The sequence below is a fragment of the Rhizobium sp. NXC24 genome (assembly GCF_002944315.1).
Classification (GTDB): Bacteria; Pseudomonadota; Alphaproteobacteria; order Rhizobiales; family Rhizobiaceae; genus Rhizobium.
This window is the reverse complement of the sequence record NZ_CP024311.1, coordinates 414,406-432,023: the sequence shown is the minus strand read 5'-3', so window position 1 is coordinate 432,023 and position 17,618 is coordinate 414,406. Positions and strand designations below refer to the sequence as shown.

Sequence of the window (17,618 nt, the reverse complement as noted above, 5' to 3'; positions counted from 1 at the left end):
TGACGCGGGTTTCGGCCGGCATCAAGCGAGACCTTGAGACCCGATGAGTGCTTTTAACGCATATTTCGGCCTCATCAGGGTCGGCTGGGTGATGGTGCGCGAAGGCGTGGTCATCGCGCTTCCGTCCGAGGGATTGCCGCCCTCCGTCAGCCTCGCGAAATCCTTCGTCAGCATTTTTGCCCGCAAACGCGCCAAGACCCAGGCGCGCAGCGATCGCCTCGCCAAGGCCGTCGAGCGTCTCGGACCTTCCTATGTGAAAATCGGCCAGTTCCTGGCGACGCGCCCCGATGTCGTCGGCGTCGACATGGCCAACGACCTGTCGCAGTTGCAGGACCGCATGGCTTTCTTCCCGAATGCGGCGGCAAGGGCCGCGATCGAGGGTTCACTCGGCCGTCCGATCGATGACCTCTATGTAAGCTTTGACGAACCGATTGCCGCCGCGTCGATTGCCCAGGTACATCCAGCGGAAGTGCAGACGGCGGAAGGCCGCAAGCGCGTTGCCGTCAAGGTTGTCCGGCCCGGCGTACGCCAGCGTTTCGTCAACGATATCAAGGCGATGTATCTTGTCGCCGGTCTGCAGGAACGCTTTATGCCGTCGAGTCGCCGCTTGAGGCCCGTCGAAGTAACGCGAACGCTGGAGCAGACAACTAAGGTCGAGATGGATCTGCGGCTCGAGGCGGCAGCACTTTCCGAGATCGCCGAAAACACCGAGAAGGACCCGGGCTTCCGCGTCCCCAAGGTCGATTGGGAGCGCACCGGCCGCGACGTCATCACCATGGAATGGATCGACGGCGTCAAGATGTCCGATGTCGAGGGGCTGAAGGCCGCCGGCCATAATCTCAATCTGCTCGCCGACACGCTGATCCAATCCTTCCTGCGGCATACGCTGCGCGACGGCTTCTTTCATGCCGACATGCATCCCGGCAATCTCTTCGTCGACGCCCAAGGGCAAATCGTCGCCGTCGACATGGGCATCGTCGGACGGCTCGGCAAAAAGGAACGCCGTTTCCTTGCCGAAATCCTCTATGGCTTCATCACGCGCGATTATATCCGCGTCGCCGAGGTGCATTTCGAGGCCGGTTACGTGCCGGGGCATCACAATACCGAAAGTTTTGCGCAGGCAATCCGCGCCATCGGCGAGCCGATCCACGGCCAGCCGGCCGAAACGATCTCCATGGGTAAGCTGCTGACGCTGCTCTTCGAAGTGACCGAACTTTTCGATATGGAGACGCGGCCGGAACTAGTCATGCTGCAGAAGACCATGGTCGTGGTCGAGGGCGTGTCGCGCATGCTCAATCCGCGCTTCAACATGTGGAAGGCTTCGGAACCTGTCGTCGGCGACTGGATCCGCACCAATCTCGGTCCCAAACGTATCGTAACCGACCTGAAGGACGGTTTGAAAGCGGCTGTGAAACTCGCCGAAGCGGCCCCCGAAATCGCCGCCAAGACCGAGAAATTCCACCATGAACTCCTCGCCATGAGCGAAAACGGTCTGCGCTTCGACCCTCAGACGGCGGAGGCGATCGGCAAGGCCGAGGCGAAGCACAGCCGTTATGGGCGCTTGGCGCTCTGGATCATCGCGCTCACGCTGCTTTACATTGCATGGCATTTGAGCTGACCTATTTCTAAGGCCACGCCGTTTCATAGAAATGGATGCCTCCCCCTTTCGGCCGTGATGGGTCATTGAAGGTGCTGCGGCAGGTCTTGCGCAGGCTTTGTATGCACGGCGCTACAGGTGTTCGCGATTTGGGATATCCCATTATCGATGATGCTCGCATAGCCTTGCGGGAAAGGAGAACAGCAGAGATGGAGCGTCAGAAAGCCAGCATCGAACTCACCGGACAGCCCTTGGGCTTCAGCGATCTGGTGCGGATCGGCGCAGGCGTCGTGATGCCCACGGCATCGGAAAGCGGCCTGGTGCGCGTGCGCGCGGCGCGCGAAGTCCTCGAAAGCACGATCGAGTCCGGCATGCCCGTTTATGGCTCGACCACCGGCGTCGGAGCGATGAAGGATGTGGAGTGGTCTCCGGAAGACCTCGACACCTTCAATCTCGGCCTGGTGCGCGCCCATCATTTCGGCACCGGCGCGCCTTTTTCCATGTCCGTCGTGCGCAATGCCATGGCGATCCGGGTCAATACTGCGCTGACCGGCCGGGTTGGCTGCTCGCCGGAACTGATCGACGCCTATCTCCAGCTTCTGAACGCGGATGTCATTCCCGTCGTGCGGCGCACCGGCTCGATCGGCTGCGCCGATATCGGCCTCATGGGCCAGATCGGCGCGGTGCTGACCGGGGTCGGCGAAGCCGTCTATCACGGCCGGCGCATGCAGGCAGCCGACGCCTTTGCCGCGGCCGGCATCAGGCCGGTGAGAATGCTGCCGCGCGACAGCCTGGCCTCGCTCAGCGTCAACGCCGTCAGTTTCGCGGCGGCGGCCGAGACGACCCGCAATGCCGCCTCCTCGATCCGCGTGCTGCTCGCAACCGGCATGATGGCGGCCGGCGCGCTTGGTGCCTCGCGTGATCCCTGGCATTCGGTGCGCCATGTCGGCACGGCGCGCGAAGCGCTGATCGGCTCCTGGCTCTGCAACGCCTCCGAAGAATGGCCTTGGCCCGTCGCAACGCATGTGCAGGACCCCTTGAGCCTGCGCATGATCGGTCAGGTCTTCGGCGCGGTGATCGAAAATCTCCTGTCCGCCGGTCACAAAATCCTGGCCGCGACCGGCCGCTCCGACGACAATCCCGTCATCGTCGACGGTCGCGTCATGACGTCGGGTGGTTCCTTGCCCCTTGATGTAACGATCCTGCTCGAGGCAGCAGTCATCTGCATGGCGCATGCGGCGCGCAATGCCTTCAACCGCTGCGTCCTGCTCGGCAATGGCCAGCGGCGCGGCCTGCCGGTCAATCTGGTGCCGGAGGGCAAAATCGCCACCGGCTTCGGCCCGATCATCAAGCTTGCCGGCGAGATCTTTTCGCGGGTGCTCTCCATGTCCAATCCGGTATCGGCGCAGTCGCTGGTGGTCGCCGCTGGCATGGAGGATGAAGCCGCTTTCCTGCCGCTGGTCATCGAACGTTTTGAGCGGCAGATGCGGGCGTTGAAGCGCCTTGCGGCACTGGAAGCCCTGCTCTCGGCGCAGGCGATCGACATTCTCGGCGACAAGCCGGAAGGCGTGGCCCGCATGCTTTACGACGTCGTACGCAAACATGCCGACTTCTATGTCGTCGACCGACCGCTGTCGGCTGAAGTGGAAGCGATCGAAGAAGAACTGGGTTCAGAGGCCTTCGTATCCGAAATGATCGCCCAGGCGCCGATCCTCGCCTACGATGACTTCTTTGCCCTTGGCTCGCTGGAGCGGGTCGAAGAGCGGCTTTATCGCGACACCGTCGTGATCTGAACAAACCGGTGAACGGGGAGACTGGATATGGCTGACTTCGATCTCGTTCTGCAAGGCACGGTGGTTCTGCCCGAGCGTATCGTGGAACAGGGTTATGTCGCCGTGCGCGACGGCAAGATCGCTGAGATCGGCATCGGCGTCCCACCCGCAGCGCATGAACGGCATCTGCTCGGAAAAGCACTGATCCTGCCCGGCGCGATCGACGCGCAGGTGCATTCGCTCTCTCAGAAAGACCAAGAGGATTTCATCTGGTCGACGCGCTCGGCCGCGGCTGGCGGCGTCACCACCATCGTCGACATGCCCTATGATGAAGGCAATCTCGTCTGTTCGGCGACGGCGGTGAAGAAGAAGGTCGACCATGCCTCTCCGCAGGCCCGCGTCGACTTCGCGCTTTACGGCACGGTCGACCCGGAAGAAGGGCCTGCACGCATCCACGAAATGGTGGAGGCCGGTGTCGCCGCCGTCAAATTCTCGACATTCGGCACGGACCCCAAGCGCTTCCCGCGCATTCCGCCCGCCCTGCTCGACGCCTGCTTTGCAGCGATTGCACCGACGGGAGTGACGGCCGGCGTGCATAACGAGGACGATGAAGCGGTTCGGACCTATATGGAGCAGATCAAGGCAAGCGGCATCACCGATTACCGCGCGCACGGCCTGTCACGGCCGCCGATCACCGAATTGCTCGCCATGCATACGATCTTCGAGACAGGCGCCCACACCGGCTGCCCGGCGCATGTGGTGCATTGCTCGCTCGGCCGCGGCTACGATATTGCCCGCGCTTACCGCCGCGACGGCTTCGAGGCGACGGTAGAATGTTGCATTCACTATCTGACGCTGGACGAGGAAAACGACGTGAAGCGCCTTGGCGGCAAGGCGAAGATCAATCCGCCGATCCGCCCACGCGCCGAAGTGGAGACGCTATGGCGCAAGGTGGCGGAAGGCAATGTCTGGCTCGTCTCGACGGACCATGTGAGCTGGTCGGAGAACCGCAAGACCAATCCGGATATGCTGGCGAATGCGTCGGGCGTTCCAGGCCTTGAAGTCATGGTGCCGCTTTTCGTCAAGGGCGCGTTGGAGCGTGGCGTGCCACTTACTTGGGCGGCGAAGCTGATGGCGGAAAATCCCGCCAGGCATTTTCGTCTCGATCATATCAAGGGCGCGCTGACGCCTGGCAAGGATGCCGACATCGTCGTGCTGGAACCGCGCGAAACCGTCTACGACGCCGCTTCGAGCGGCAACAATGTCGTCGACTGGAGCCCCTATAACGGCATCCGCCTGCCTTGGACGGTATCCGCCACCTATCTCAGAGGCACACAAATTGCCGATGGAAACAAAGTGCTGGCCGAGCCCGGCAGCGGCAGATTTGTCCGCCCGCTTCCTCGCCAGATTATCGCCGGAGAGACTGCCTGATGAACCAACCGAAACGCCACAATCTGCCCGTCAACGCCGACCGCATCGCCGAAGATATCGATGCGCTGGCAGGGATCACCGAACCCGATCACCCTTGGACGCGCCGCGCCTTCTCGCCGCTGTTTCTGGAAGGTCGTGCTTACATTGAGGCGCGGATGAAAGCCGCCGGACTGGAAACCCGCATCGATGCCGGCGGCAACCTGATCGGCAGGCGCGCAGGCACAAAGCCCGGTCTCGGCACGATCCTCGTCGGCTCGCATTCCGATACCGTTCCCGATGGCGGCCGTTTCGACGGCATCGCGGGTACGATTGCCGCGCTCGAGGTCGCGCGCTCCTTGAGAGATCGCGATATCGAGCTCGATCATGATCTGGAGATTGTCGATTTTCTGGCTGAGGAAGTCAGCATCTTCGGCGTATCCTGCATCGGCAGCCGCGGCATGACCGGGCAGATCCCCGAGGCGTGGCTCACACGCACCAGCGGTAACCGCACGCTTTCCCAGGGGATTGCTGAAGTCGGTGGCGACCCCTCCGTGCTGCTCGCACAGAAGCGCCCGGATCTCGCCGGTTTCCTGGAGCTGCATATCGAGCAGGGTCCCGTGCTGGAGGCCGAGAACAAGGATATCGGCATCGTCACCGCGATCGCCGGAATCACCCGCATCGAGATCACTGTCGAAGGCCGCGCCGACCATGCCGGCACGACGCCGATGGACCGCCGCGCGGATGCGCTGGTGGCCGCCTCGCAGCTCGTGCTCGACATCCGCCAGCGCGCTGCTGAACAGGCGAAGACGCCGGGTCATTTCGCCGCGACCGTGGGCGAATTCCGCATCGAGCCGAATGCCGCCAATGTGGTGCCTTCCAAGGTGGTGCTGCTGATCGACGGCCGCGCCGAAATTCGCAGCGACATGGAAGAGTTCCTGGCCTGGATCGATGGTGCCGTTCAACAGATAGCTACGGCTTACGGAGTGACGATCAAGCCACCCGTCCGCGTCTCCGACAATTTTCCAACGCCGGGTGCTCCCGCTCTGCTCGAAACGCTCGAGCGCGCCTGCGACACAGTCGGCGCAAAGCATCGCCGCATGGCGTCTGGCGCCGGCCACGACACGGCCTGGATCGCCAAGGTCGCCCCAGCCGCCATGATCTTCGTGCCCTGCAAGGAAGGCCGCAGCCATTGCGCCGAGGAATGGGCCGAGAATGACGATATCGCCATGGGCGCCGCCGTTCTTTTCGAAGCGGTGCGCGACATGGACAAGAACCTCAAACAGAACCGGGAGTAGCCGATGAGACGCGTACTCGTTGCCAAGGATGTGGAAGCGGCCGTCAAGGGCGGTTCGGTTTATGCAGCCGGCGGCGGCGGCTGGGCCGATCATGGCCGCATGCTCGGCTATGCGGCCGTCAATGTCGGCAAGCCCGAGCTGGTCTCGATCGACGAACTTGATGACGACGACTGGATCGCCACAGCAGCCGCCATCGGCGCGCCGGCCTCCACGACCCCCTGGGAAATGCAGGGTATCGATTACGTCAAGGCCGTGCAGCTCCTGCAGGACGAGCTTGGCGAGAAGCTTTCCGGCCTGATCATCGGCCAAAACGGCAAATCCTCGACGCTGAACGGCTGGCTGCCCTCGGCCATTCTCGGAACGAAGGTCGTGGACGCGGTCGGCGACATCCGCGCCCATCCGACCGGCGACATGGGCTCGATCGGCATGGCGGGTTCGCCCGAGCAGATGATCCAGACAGCCGTCGGCGGCAATCGCGCCGAGAACCGCTATATCGAGCTGGTGGTGAAGGGCGCGACGGCGAAGATCTCGCCGATCCTGCGCGCGGCGTCCGACCAGTCCGGCGGCTTCATCGCCTCCTGCCGCAATCCGCTGCGGGCCTCCTATGTCCGCACGCATGCGGCCCTTGGCGGCATCTCCATGGCGCTCTCGCTCGGCGAAGCGATCATCGAGGCAGAAAAGAAGAGCGGCAGCGCCGTCATCGATGCCATTTGCAAGACCACCGGCGGACATATCCTGGCCGAAGGCACGATCACCAAGAAGGATGTCGTCTATACGAAGGAAGCCTTCGACATCGGCACGGTCACGGTCGGTAGCAGCGACAAGGCCGTCATCATGCATGTGATGAACGAATACATGGCCGTCGAGGATGCCAATGGTAAGCGCCTAGCGACCTTCCCCTCCGTCATCACGACGCTATCGCCGGAGGGCGAACCCTTGAGCGTCGGCCAGTTACACGAGGGCATGAAGGTTTTTATCCTGCATGTGCCAATGGATATCATTCCGCTGTCTGCCAGCGTGCTCGATCCGACCGTCTATCCCCCTGTCGAAAAGGCCATGGGGATCGAGATCGCGAAATACGCTCTGGCCGGCAAGAGGGGTTGAAAAGCGCGGGAGGCGCAGATGGCGCGTGACGCCGGTCTCGAAGAATTGCTGAAAGAGGAGCTCGGACAACGGCCCGGGCTCAGCGAAAAAGGGATGTTCGGCGGCTGGGCCTTTCTGCTCAACGGTCACCTGCTTTGCGGCGCCCGTGAAGACGGGATGCTGATCCGCCTCGGCAAGGGCAGCGATGCCTGGGCGCTGGAGCAGCCTGACGTCAAACCCATGCTGTCAGGTAGCCGCGAAATGCAGGGATGGGTGCGCGCCGGGCCGGAGGCCTATGGCAACGACATGCTGCGCAAGAGGCTGCTTCTGGCCGCGCTGAATTTCGTCGAAGGCCTGCCGCCGAAATAGCCGGGCCGCCGAAACAACAACGAAAATAGGGAAGGGAAATCAATGCCAAAAGCCAATCCACGTCACCCGAAATTCCCTATACCGGGCGGCCCGGAGCTGCGTGCCAAAGGCTGGCGGCAGGAGGCCCTGCTGCGTTTGCTGGAAAACGTGCTCTCGGTCGGCGAAGATCCGGATAATCTCGTCGTCTACGCCGCACTCGGCAAGGCAGCCCGCAATTGGGCGGCGCACAAGGGCATCGTGAAGGCGCTGATCGAAATGGATGAGAACCAGACCCTGCTCATTCAGTCCGGTAAGCCGATCGGCCTCATCCGCACGCATGATAAGGCGCCGCTCGTCATCATGGCGAACTGCAATCTCGTCGGGCAATGGGCGAAAGCCGAGGTGTTCTATGAGCTGCAGCGCAAGGGTCTGATCTGCTGGGGCGGTCTGACAGCGGGCGCCTGGCAATATATCGGCAGCCAGGGCGTCATCCAGGGCACTTACGAAATCTTCATGCGCATCGCCGAGCGCCGTTTCGGCGGTGATCTCTTCGGCCGTTTCGTGCTCACCGCCGGTCTCGGCGGCATGGGCGGAGCGCAGCCGCTTGCCGGCCGCATGGCGGGAGCCGCGATACTCTGCGTCGATATCGATGCAGAGCGTGCTAGGAAGCGCCAGGACATCGGCTATCTGCAGGAAATCGCGCCGGATCTCGATTCCGCGCTGGCGATGATCGACGCCGCCGTCAAGGAGAAGCGCGCGCTTTCCGTCGGCCTTGTTGGCAATGCGGCCGAGATTTATCCCGAGATTGCCCGGCGCGGCATCGTCCCCGATATCGTCACCGACCAGACCTCGGCTCACGATCTCGTCTATGGCTATGTGCCGAAGGGCATGACCCTGAGCCAAGTCAAGGACCTGCGCGACGACGGCCAGGGCCAGCTCATGGCAGCGAGCCGCGCTTCGATCGTCGAGCATGTGAAGGCCATGCTGGACTTCCAGAGACAAGGCTCCGAAGTCTTCGACAACGGCAACCTGATCCGGACTCAGGCGAAGGAAGGCGGCGTCGCCAATGCCTTCGATATCCCGATCTTCACCGAAGCCTATCTGCGGCCGCTCTTCTGCCGCGCCATCGGCCCGTTCCGCTGGATGGCGCTTTCCGGCGAGGAAAGCGATATTGCCCACATCGACGATCTGCTCTTGGAGATGTTCCCGGACAACAAGATCATCACCAACTGGATCCGCCTCGCCCGCCAGCATGTGCCTTTCGAAGGGCTGCCGGCGCGTATCGCGTGGCTCGGGCATGGCGAGCGCACAGCGCTTGCCCGCCGCGTCAACGAGCTTGTGGCAAGCGGCGAACTTAAGGGGCCGATCGCGTTTTCGCGCGACCACCTCGATGCCGGCGCCATGGCGCATCCGAACATCATGACCGAGCGCATGAAGGACGGCTCCGACGCCATCGCCGACTGGCCGCTGATCGACGCCATGATGCTCTGCTCGTCGATGGCCGATCTCGTCGTTGTCCATTCCGGCGGCGGCGGCTATGCCGGCTACATGACGAGCTGCGGCGTCACCGTGGTTGCCGACGGCACGCCTGCCGCCGACGAACGGCTCGACCACGCGCTGACCAACGACACCGCACTTGGCGTCATGCGCTATGCCGATGCCGGCTATGAGGAAGCGCTGGACGAAGTTGCGAAAAAGGATGTGCCCTATATCCGTCTCGGATAAGCACATCTGTTCTTACCAGCTTTGAACGACTATGGTCCCGCGCAATTCGAAACCACCTATTTCACCGCAATTCCGGGCGGAAAGCCGCTACGCATTTTTCCTGGAATTGCTTTGGAGAGTTGCCCGTGATCCCCTGGACCTTGCTCGACACTGCGAAAATCCCCGGTGGCGGCGAGCTGCGCTTGAAGCAGCGCGGCCAGGAATTTTCCATCATGCTCGGCACCAACGAGCTGATGAACAGCCGCTTGAGCGGCTCAGAGCGCGCGCTTGCAACCCTTTCCTGCGAGAAGATCAAGAGCCGGAAGGCGCCGCACATACTGATCGGCGGGCTCGGCATGGGCTTTACCTTGCGCGCAGCACTCGGCGAACTCGGTGCGGACGCCAAGGTCACGGTTGCGGAACTGGTTCCGGCTGTCGTGACCTGGGCCCGCGGGCCGATGGCAACGGTCTTCGACGGCTGCCTCGACGACCCGCGCGTCGCCATTCACGAGGGCGATGTGCGTCCGCTCATCCGAGCCAGCAAGGCAACTTATGACGCCATCCTGCTCGACGTCGACAATGGTCCTGATGGTATCACGTCCGAAGCCAATGACGGTCTCTATGATTATAGAGGCCTAAAGGCGGCGCGCGACGCATTGCGCCCGGGCGGCGTACTGGCGGTCTGGTCATCGGGACCAGACCGGGATTTCACGAGACGGCTCAACGACAGCGGTTTCGCTGCCGAGGTGGTCAATACGCGCGCCAATGGCAAGACAGGCGCACGTCATGTCATCTGGCTGGCGACGAAGACGGGATCGTAACGCTTCGAATTGAAATCGCGCTCCAATTGCTATATATCAATGTCATATCTCAAAGGAGCTATGGCATGGACACCGCAAAAATCTTCTGGTCCGGCCGCTCGCAGGCCATACGCCTGCCAAAGGAATTTCGTCTCGACGGCGAAGAAGTGCGCATCCGGCGGCAGGGAAAGGCAATCATTCTGGAGCCGATCGCCGAAGATTGGGATTGGCTGGAATCCGTTACAGGGCCGGTCGACCACGATTTTGAAGAGGCGGCGACCGAACAGCCTGCCGAGCAGCAGCGCCCCGAACTGGATATCTTCAAGTGAAGTATTTGCTCGATAGCAATGCTGTCATCGCTCTGATGAAAGGGCATACCGGCTTCGTGAGCGAGCTTCGCAGACACAAGCCGCAGGATTTCGCCATCTCGGCCATCGTCGCGCACGAATTGTTTTATGGTGCCTATAAGGGGCAGCGTGTTGCAGACAATCTTGTGCGTGTCGATGCTTTGCAATTCGAGACACTGGATTTCGATAGGGAAGATGCCCGCGTGGCGGGCGAAATTCGTGCCAACTTGGCTTCGCTCGGCACGCCAATCGGTGCCTATGACGTTTTGATCGCGGGTCAGGCAGTCGCCCGCGATCTGATCCTGATAACGCGCAACGTCAGGGAATTTGAGCGCGTTCACAAGCTACGTTTCGAAGACTGGGAGTCCTTGCCGAGTAGCTAAAGATAGCGCGTTTCCTCCGGCGCGCGATCGAAGCGATCGTCGCGGCCGTCGAAATAGCCGACGGGAAGCGAGGCGAGTTCCGCGTCGGTGGTATCGTCCAGGCAGCTTATGCTGATGGCATAGAACTTACCGCCGAGTGCCGGGTTTTCACCCCAGTTGAAAGAGCTGATGCCGCAAGTCTTGCAGAACAGGTGATGCAGGATGCGTGGGCCAAACTGGTATTCGCCGATACTGTCTTCGCCGGAGGTCAGGCGGAAATCGGCGGGCGTGGCAACTGCCAGCCAATTGCGCTTCTTCTTGCAGATCGAGCAGTTGCATTTGAACGTGCCGCCCTGCAAGTCGAGATCCGCTTCGTAGCTGACGGCGCCGCAATGGCAGCTTCCATGGTAGGTCTTCTTCATCACTCTCATCCTTCCCCTGAGGTGGCTTCTGCATAGGCGACATATTTGTCGAGCGCCTGTTCCCAGCCGCCGGTCTGCAGCTTCAGTTCGGTGTCGTCAGGCAGCTCGGCCTTGCGGAAAACGAGACGCGTCTTCTCGCCAAGCTCATGGAATTCCACGCTAACCTGCATCGGATGGCCGGGCTTGCCGTCCTGATTTTCCCAGGCGAAGGTGAAGACGAGACGCTCGGGCGGGACAATCTCCAGATAGCGCCCATGGCTCCAATATTCCCTGCCCTCCGGCGTCAGAATGCAGTGCCGCCAGGCGCCTCCTTCCCTTAGATCGACGGAAACGGATGGCGCCGTCATGTTCTGCGGCCCCCACCAGCGCATCAAATGTTCCGGCTCCGTCCAGAGGCGAAACAGCAAGGTTCGTGGCGCGGCAATGTCGCGGGTCAGCACGATCTCGCGCAGCGGGCGTCCGCTGCCGCCGTCATTGGCTGGGGTCATCCACGCCTCCCCTTTGCAACAGCGCCGCGTAGGCTTCCAGACGATCGAGATTATCGTTCCAGAACTGCCTGTAACTCTCCAGCCAGTCATCCACCTGCCGGAGCGGCCTGGGCTCCAGCCGGCAGGGCCGCCACTGCGCCTCCCTGCCCTTCGAGATCAGACCGGCTTTCTCCAGCACCTTCAGGTGCTTGGACACGGCGACCAGCGACATATCGAAAGGTTCAGCCAGCTCGGAGACGGACGCCTCGCCAGTTGCCAGCCGCGCCAGGATCGCCCGGCGGGTCGGATCGGCAAGGGCTGACAGGGTCATGCTCAAGGTATCCATATGAAATATTAAACCAGAAAGTTAATTAACTTATTGGTTTAGTATAGGTCGACAATCTGGAAGTCAAGCGGCTGCGTTTGGAGACAGCCTGGGGAGGGAGATCCGTCAGCCGACGATCTCAAAAGAGCGTATTGGACACTTCGATCAGGTTGCTATCCGGATCGCGGAAATAGACCGAGAGAATGGGGCCCGTCGCGCCGGTCCTGCGGACGGGGCCTTCCTCGATCGCGACACCCTCGGCTCCCAGATGAGCGATGATGTCCTCCAGCGGCGTCTTGCTGATGAAGCAAAGATCGGCCGAGCCCGGTGTCGGCCGATCGGCCTTCGGCTCGAATTCATGCCCGGCGCGATGCAGGTTGATCTTCTGATTACCGAAGGTCAGTGCTTTGCGGCCCTCCCCGAAGGTTTCGATGCCCATACCGAGGACACGGGCGTAGAACGCACAGCTTTCCTCGATGCTCGCGACCGTCAGCACCAGATGATCGAGATGGTCGATGCAGATCATCGCAAGCCTCCAATCCTATTGCTCAGCGGTGCGCCAGCCTAGCCACTCCGAACGCGGCCACAAGGCAGATGGCCAGCATGGCGAGGATGAAGGCAACCACAGCGGACCAGCCGTCAGCATGCCAGAAATAACCGCCGACGGAACCGGCTATGCTGGAGCCGAGATAATAGGCCAGCAGATAGAGCGACGAGGCATGGCCCTTGGCTCCGCGGGCCAAGCGCCCGACCAGTGCGCTCGCGACAGAATGGGTGACGAAGAACCCGATCGTCACCAAGACGATGCCGAGAATGACCAAAGGCAACGGCGTAGCGAGCGTAGTCGCCGCGCCAAGGGCGGCAACCAACACGCCGGCGGGCAGTACGACGAAATGACCGATGCGGTCGCCAAGGAGACCCGCCACCCAGGAGGCGACGATACCAAAGAGATAGGCGGTGAAGATCAGACCAAGTTCGGTCTGGCTGAGATCATAGGGATCGGCCACCAACCGGAATCCGGCATAATTATAGACCGTGACGAAGGAGCCCATGACCAGGAAACCGATGGCAAAGAGCAGCGGCAACGCCGGATTGCGGAAATGCTCCGCCCAGGCCCTGACATGGAAAGCGATGTCAAACCCCTTGCGCGGCGTGAAATTGCGCGACGGCGGCAGCAAAAGCAGGAAACCGGTGGCGGCGATCAGCCCGAGCACGCCGACGGCGGCAAGCGCCGGACGCCAGGTGAAGAATTCGGCGATCGTGCCCGTCACGACACGGCCGGCCATGCCGCCGAAGGCGTTGCCGGCGATATAGAGTCCCATGGCGCCGCCAAGGCCGCGCGGATCGATCTCTTCCGCCAGGTAGGTCATGGCGACCGCAGGCACGCCGCCGAGCAGGAAACCTTCCAGTGCGCGAAAGATCAACAGCATCTGCCAGTTCGGCGCAATGGCGCAGGCGATCGTGCACAGGGCGGCACCCAGCAGCGAAAAGAACATCAGGCTGCGGCGGCCGAGATTTTCGGAAACGGCAGCAGCGCAGAAGATCGCGAAGGCGAGGAAGCCGGTCGAGAGCGACAGAGACAGCGAACTCGCAGCCGGTGTCACGCCAAAATCCTCGGAAAAGAGCGGCATCAGCGGCTGCACGCAATAAAGCAGCGAAAAGGTCGCAAAACCGGAGAGGAACAGCCCAATGGTCGCTCGCTTGAACGCGGGCGTACCCCGCGTCAGGAATTGGCGAATCTCGAGCTTCGGCTCGGTTTCGACGAGCTTCAATTCGGGGCGAGAGGGGGCTTCAGAGACGGTGAGTTCTTGCTGTTGCACGGCGCGGGACATGAGGCACACAACCTTTCTTGACCGCAAATCTAGTCAGGTGCGCCTCATTAGTCCAATATATGGAACAGACGATCTCAATATGTTTTGGAGATAGCGATGGAGCTACGTCATATCCGCTATTTTCTGGCGCTGGCGGAGGAAGGGAATTTCACCCGTGCGGCCGCCAAACTCGGCATTGGACAACCGCCGCTCAGCCAGCAGATCCGCGATCTCGAAAACGAGGTGGGCGCAGCGCTCTTCCATCGTGTTCCACACGGGGCGGAACTGACGGCAGCAGGCGAGGCCTTCCTTGCCGAAGCGAAGGCCGCCGTGGATGCAGCGGAAAAGGCAAAGCTCGCCGCCCAGCGCGCCAATCGCGGCGAGATCGGCCGCCTGTCGCTCGGCTTCACCGCATCCTCGGCCTTCAACACGATCGTCAGCGCCACTATTCGCGAATTCCGCAACCGCTGGCCGGCGGTGCGCCTGTCGCTGACCGAGATGAATACCAATGCGCTGATGGAACGGCTGATGCGCGGCGAAATCGACGCCGCCTTCATTCGACCCGGCCTGGAAGATCCGCACGACGTCCGGCTCAAGCGCTTCGCCGACGAGCCGATGGTGATCGCGCTGCCTGCCCATCATCCTCTTGCAGGCAAGGACCGCGTGCAGGTCGCCGCGCTGGCAAACGAGCCCTTCATCCTCTTCCCGCGCATGGTGGGACTGAGCCTCTATGACGATATCGTCGCCGCCTGCCGCGATGCCGGTTTCGAACTGGTGGTGACGCAGGAAGCGCCGCAGATCCCTTCCGTCGTCAATCTCGTCGCCGCCAATCTCGGGGTCTCCATCGTTCCGGCCTCGATCGCGCAGATCAAGCTCGACGGCGTCGCCTATCGCCCGATCGACGGGCCGCCACTGGTGGCGCGCCTTGGGCTTGCCATCCTCAAGGCGCAGCGCTCGCCGGTTGCGGCCAATCTGATGAGCCTGATCGGCTGACTATCCAATAGGATCCCAATACGGCGGATTGCCGAATGTCTTCTTCAGATGATCGGCGATGGCGCGCAGCTTTGCCGAGGGATTGCGCCCCTCCGGATGTGCCATGAAGATGAATTCGCCCTCCGGCCTGTAGCCGACATCGATTTCGACGAGCAGCCCCTCGTTGATCGCCGGACCGGCGATGAAGGTCGGCAGCAGCGCGATGCCGAGACCGGCGATGGCCGCATCGCGGGATACGTCGCCATTGTTGATACCGAGCGCCAGCTTGCCCCTGATGACCACTGGACCCTCCGGCCCCTGGAAGCGCCAATCGGCCACACCGCGGTTGGTGTAGAAAATCCCCCGGTGATCGCCGAGGTCCGCCAGCGAAGTCGGTGAGCCATTGCGGGCGAGATAGTCCGGCGATGCCACGAGAAGCCGGCGGCTGGGGGCGAGTTTCCAGGCAACGAGGCGTGAATCGGCAATCGGCCCGTGACGGATGATGGCGTCATAACCGTCCGAGGAGGCATCAACACGACGGTCGTCGAGATCGAGTGTCAGTTCGATTTCGGGGTGATCGGCCAGGAAAGAATAAAGCGCCGGACCAAGATGCATGCGGCCGAAGGTAACGGGGGCGGCGATGCGCAAGGGGCCCGCCAACGTGCCGCGCCGTTCGGCGAGATCGGCCGCTGCCTCCCGCACCTCATGCACGATCCGCGAGGCGCGCTCCAGAAAGGCGGCACCGTCTTCCGTCAACGTCAGCTTGCGGGTCGTGCGATGCAGCAGCGTGGCGCCGAGCGTCTTCTCCATCTCCGCCAACCGCTCGCTCACGACGGATTTCGATAGACGCAGCCGGCGCGCCGCTTCGCTGATCGATCCCGCTTCGGCTATGGCCACAAAAGCAGCGATTCCTTCAATCTTGAGCATCGTTCGGCAATCCCGAATTCGAATTCCATGATTTAAAGACTAATCCGAACGATCGAAAAACACCATTCTCTTTGCATCGGACGGAACAACAGACACGTCCTCACACAGGAGATGGAACAATGAACCGCTTGAATGGAAAAGTCGCAATCGTCACCGGCGCAAGCTCGGGCATCGGGCGCGCTACAGCGAAACTCTTTGCTGCCGAAGGCGCCAAGGTTATCGTCGGCGCCCGTCGCCAGCCGGAATTGGAAAGCCTTGTCGCGGAAATCAAGGCCGCGGGCGGCGAAGCTGCCGCACTCGCCGGCGATGTGCGTTCTGAAGATTATCACAAGGCGCTGGTCGCCCTCGCCGTCGAGCGCTACGGCAAACTCGACATCGCCTTCAACAACGCCGGCACGCTGGGCGAAGCCGGCCCGAGCACTGAAGTCTCGGAGGCAGGTTTTGCCGATGCATTGGCAATCAACCTCACCGCTTCGTTCCTTGCGGCAAAGCACCAGATCGGTGAAATGGTCAAGCATGGCGGTGGTTCGGTGATCTTCACGTCGACCTTTGTGGGCTACAGCTTTGCCTTCCCCGGCGTCGCCGCCTATGCCGCCAGCAAGTCCGGCCTGATCGGTCTGACCCAGGCACTCGCTGCCGAATTCGGCCCGCGGAATGTGCGCGTCAATGCCGTGCTGCCGGGCGCCGTCGATACCGACATGTACCGCGAGATGAACGATACCCCCGACAAGCAGGGCTTCGTCACCAATCTGCATGCGCTAAAGCGTGTCGCTGGCCCCGATGAGCTTGCCCGCTCGGTCCTCTACCTCGCCTCCGACGATGCGAGCTTCGTCACCGGCACGGCATCCCTGGTCGATGGCGGCGCCTCGATCACGCGCACGTAATCGACGGCGGCACGAACAATCGCCGAGGTCGGAACCCCGGGGTGACTGAAGCGAGGCTGCGGAGCTTCTCCGCGGCCTTTCCGCATTCGAAAGACTTTGACTGAAATGTACCGCCCCTCCATGATTGCTGACGGAAAATCATGGATGGAACGATGTTCGACGGACGATTGCTGAATGGCGTCAGCGTGCTGGCAGCCGTAGTGGAAGGCGGCAGCTTCGTGCGGGCGGCGGAAGTGCTTGGCCTCACGCCCTCCGGGGTCAGCCGGGCAGTTTCGCGGCTGGAGGCGCGCATCGGCGTGCGCCTGCTGGACCGCACGACGCGAGCGCTGCGGCTGACGGATGATGGGGCTCGTTTCTACGAGCAGGTGGTGCCGCTGCTCGGCGGCATCGAGGAGGCCGCGACGACAGTGGCTGGCGTCGCCCAATCCGTGCGTGGCCGCCTGCGTATCAATGTCGATCCCTATTTCTCTCGCCTCATCTTGGCGCCGCGCCTCGGTGCCTTCCTCGATCGCTATCCCGAGCTGCAGATCGAGATTTTGACCCGCAACGAGATCGGCGATCTCGTTGCCGACGGCATTGATGTCGCCCTGCGCTTCGGCGAGCCGCCGCAAACCTCCCTGATCGCCCGGCTGCTTCTGGAAACCCGCGTGATGACGGTCGCTGCACCCGCCTATATCGAGCGCTATGGCAGGCCGAAAACGCCGGCCGACGTCGCGAACCATCTCTGTATCCATTATCAGGATCCGCGCACCGGGCGCGCATTCGAATGGGAATTCCGGCGCGGGCGCAAGGTCATCCCCGTCGAGACGCGCGGCCGCATCCTGGTCAATGACGCCGGGACGACGTTGGGAACCTGTCTTGCGGGCCTCGGCATCGCCCAAGTCTTCACGCTTGGCATTGCGGATTTTCTGGAGCGCGGAGAGCTTGTCGACCTTTTCCCCGACTGGAAGGACGAGCTTTATCCGCTTTATGCCTTCTACCCGTCCCGTCATCACGTGCCGGCAAAGGTGCGTGTCTTCATCGACTTCTGTGTCGACATTCTCGGCTGACCATCAGAGCCGATTGCCTATTGTGCGCCAAAGGCTTAGGTTC

General features: G+C 62.1%; 19 protein-coding genes. 13 read left to right on the top strand and 6 right to left on the bottom strand.

Annotated features, from left to right (window positions below; all coding sequences use genetic code 11):
* Window positions 1-43: 43 nt before the first annotated feature.
* From ubiB to NXC24_RS02095, 10 genes are all read left to right on the top strand, one after another.
* The gene (gene ubiB, locus NXC24_RS02140; protein ID WP_104821795.1) at window positions 44-1,618 is read left to right on the top strand and encodes a 2-polyprenylphenol 6-hydroxylase; all 1,575 of its coding nucleotides are present in this window, start codon (window positions 44-46) and stop codon (window positions 1,616-1,618) included.
* 188 nt (window positions 1,619-1,806) lie between these two features.
* The gene (locus tag NXC24_RS02135) at window positions 1,807-3,390 is read left to right on the top strand and encodes an aromatic amino acid lyase (protein ID WP_104821794.1); all 1,584 of its coding nucleotides are present in this window, start codon (window positions 1,807-1,809) and stop codon (window positions 3,388-3,390) included.
* A gap of 27 nt (window positions 3,391-3,417) precedes the next feature.
* Window positions 3,418-4,800, top strand: a complete 1,383-nt coding sequence (locus NXC24_RS02130; RefSeq protein ID WP_104821793.1) for an amidohydrolase family protein — start codon at window positions 3,418-3,420, stop codon at window positions 4,798-4,800.
* Window positions 4,800-6,074, top strand: coding sequence for a Zn-dependent hydrolase (locus tag NXC24_RS02125; RefSeq protein WP_104821792.1), 1,275 nt, complete (start codon window positions 4,800-4,802; stop codon window positions 6,072-6,074). The genes NXC24_RS02130 and NXC24_RS02125 overlap by 1 nt, the downstream gene beginning before the upstream one ends.
* Window positions 6,075-6,077: 3 nt before the next feature.
* Window positions 6,078-7,178: a DUF917 domain-containing protein gene (locus tag NXC24_RS02120; RefSeq protein ID WP_104821791.1), complete on the top strand. Its 1,101-nt coding sequence runs from the start codon at window positions 6,078-6,080 to the stop codon at window positions 7,176-7,178.
* 18 nt (window positions 7,179-7,196) lie between these two features.
* On the top strand, window positions 7,197-7,526 hold the full coding sequence (locus NXC24_RS02115) for a TfoX/Sxy family protein (RefSeq protein WP_104821790.1): 330 nt from the start codon (window positions 7,197-7,199) through the stop codon (window positions 7,524-7,526).
* A gap of 42 nt (window positions 7,527-7,568) precedes the next feature.
* Window positions 7,569-9,230: a urocanate hydratase gene (locus NXC24_RS02110; protein ID WP_104821789.1), complete on the top strand. Its 1,662-nt coding sequence runs from the start codon at window positions 7,569-7,571 to the stop codon at window positions 9,228-9,230.
* A 125-nt stretch (window positions 9,231-9,355) separates the two neighbouring features.
* Window positions 9,356-10,030: a hypothetical protein gene (locus tag NXC24_RS02105; protein WP_104821788.1), complete on the top strand. Its 675-nt coding sequence runs from the start codon at window positions 9,356-9,358 to the stop codon at window positions 10,028-10,030.
* A 65-nt stretch (window positions 10,031-10,095) separates the two neighbouring features.
* Window positions 10,096-10,338, top strand: a complete 243-nt coding sequence (gene vapB / locus NXC24_RS02100) for a type II toxin-antitoxin system VapB family antitoxin (protein ID WP_104821787.1) — start codon at window positions 10,096-10,098, stop codon at window positions 10,336-10,338.
* Window positions 10,335-10,739 carry a type II toxin-antitoxin system VapC family toxin gene (locus NXC24_RS02095; protein ID WP_104821786.1) on the top strand — a complete coding sequence of 135 codons (405 nt, stop codon included), beginning with the start codon at window positions 10,335-10,337 and terminating at the stop codon, window positions 10,737-10,739. The genes vapB and NXC24_RS02095 overlap by 4 nt, the downstream gene beginning before the upstream one ends.
* Here NXC24_RS02095 and NXC24_RS02090 read toward each other — a convergent pair.
* The 5 genes from NXC24_RS02090 to NXC24_RS02070 all read right to left on the bottom strand — a co-directional run bounded on the left by NXC24_RS02090 (window position 10,736) and on the right by NXC24_RS02070 (window position 13,764).
* Window positions 10,736-11,140 (bottom strand): GFA family protein, encoded by a 405-nt coding sequence (locus tag NXC24_RS02090; protein ID WP_104821785.1) that lies wholly within the window; start codon window positions 11,138-11,140, stop codon window positions 10,736-10,738. The genes NXC24_RS02095 and NXC24_RS02090 overlap by 4 nt on opposite strands.
* Before the next feature lie 5 nt (window positions 11,141-11,145).
* Window positions 11,146-11,628 carry an SRPBCC domain-containing protein gene (locus tag NXC24_RS02085; RefSeq protein WP_104821784.1) on the bottom strand — a complete coding sequence of 161 codons (483 nt, stop codon included), beginning with the start codon at window positions 11,626-11,628 and terminating at the stop codon, window positions 11,146-11,148.
* Window positions 11,612-11,953, bottom strand: coding sequence for a metalloregulator ArsR/SmtB family transcription factor (locus tag NXC24_RS02080; RefSeq protein WP_104821783.1), 342 nt, complete (start codon window positions 11,951-11,953; stop codon window positions 11,612-11,614). Before NXC24_RS02080 ends, NXC24_RS02085 begins: the two co-directional genes overlap by 17 nt.
* A 118-nt stretch (window positions 11,954-12,071) precedes the next feature.
* On the bottom strand, window positions 12,072-12,458 hold the full coding sequence (locus NXC24_RS02075; RefSeq protein ID WP_104821782.1) for a VOC family protein: 387 nt from the start codon (window positions 12,456-12,458) through the stop codon (window positions 12,072-12,074).
* Window positions 12,459-12,480: 22 nt separating this feature from the next.
* Window positions 12,481-13,764 (bottom strand): MFS transporter, encoded by a 1,284-nt coding sequence (locus NXC24_RS02070; RefSeq protein WP_104821781.1) that lies wholly within the window; start codon window positions 13,762-13,764, stop codon window positions 12,481-12,483.
* A 96-nt stretch (window positions 13,765-13,860) separates the two neighbouring features.
* Between NXC24_RS02070 and NXC24_RS02065 the strand changes: the two genes are divergently transcribed.
* Entirely contained in the window at window positions 13,861-14,736 is an 876-nt protein-coding gene (locus NXC24_RS02065) for a LysR family transcriptional regulator (RefSeq protein WP_104821780.1), read from the top strand.
* Here the strand turns inward: NXC24_RS02065 and NXC24_RS02060 are convergent, their stop codons facing one another.
* Window positions 14,737-15,642, bottom strand: a complete 906-nt coding sequence (locus NXC24_RS02060) for a LysR family transcriptional regulator (protein ID WP_104821779.1) — start codon at window positions 15,640-15,642, stop codon at window positions 14,737-14,739.
* 119 nt (window positions 15,643-15,761) lie between these two features.
* On the opposite strand from NXC24_RS02060, the gene NXC24_RS02055 reads away from it, so the two are divergent.
* Both NXC24_RS02055 and NXC24_RS02050 read left to right on the top strand, forming a co-directional pair.
* Window positions 15,762-16,526 (top strand): SDR family oxidoreductase, encoded by a 765-nt coding sequence (locus NXC24_RS02055; protein ID WP_104821778.1) that lies wholly within the window; start codon window positions 15,762-15,764, stop codon window positions 16,524-16,526.
* Window positions 16,527-16,678: 152 nt separating this feature from the next.
* On the top strand, window positions 16,679-17,575 hold the full coding sequence (locus NXC24_RS02050; RefSeq protein ID WP_104824964.1) for a LysR family transcriptional regulator: 897 nt from the start codon (window positions 16,679-16,681) through the stop codon (window positions 17,573-17,575).
* The last annotated feature ends 43 nt before the right edge of the window (window positions 17,576-17,618 follow it).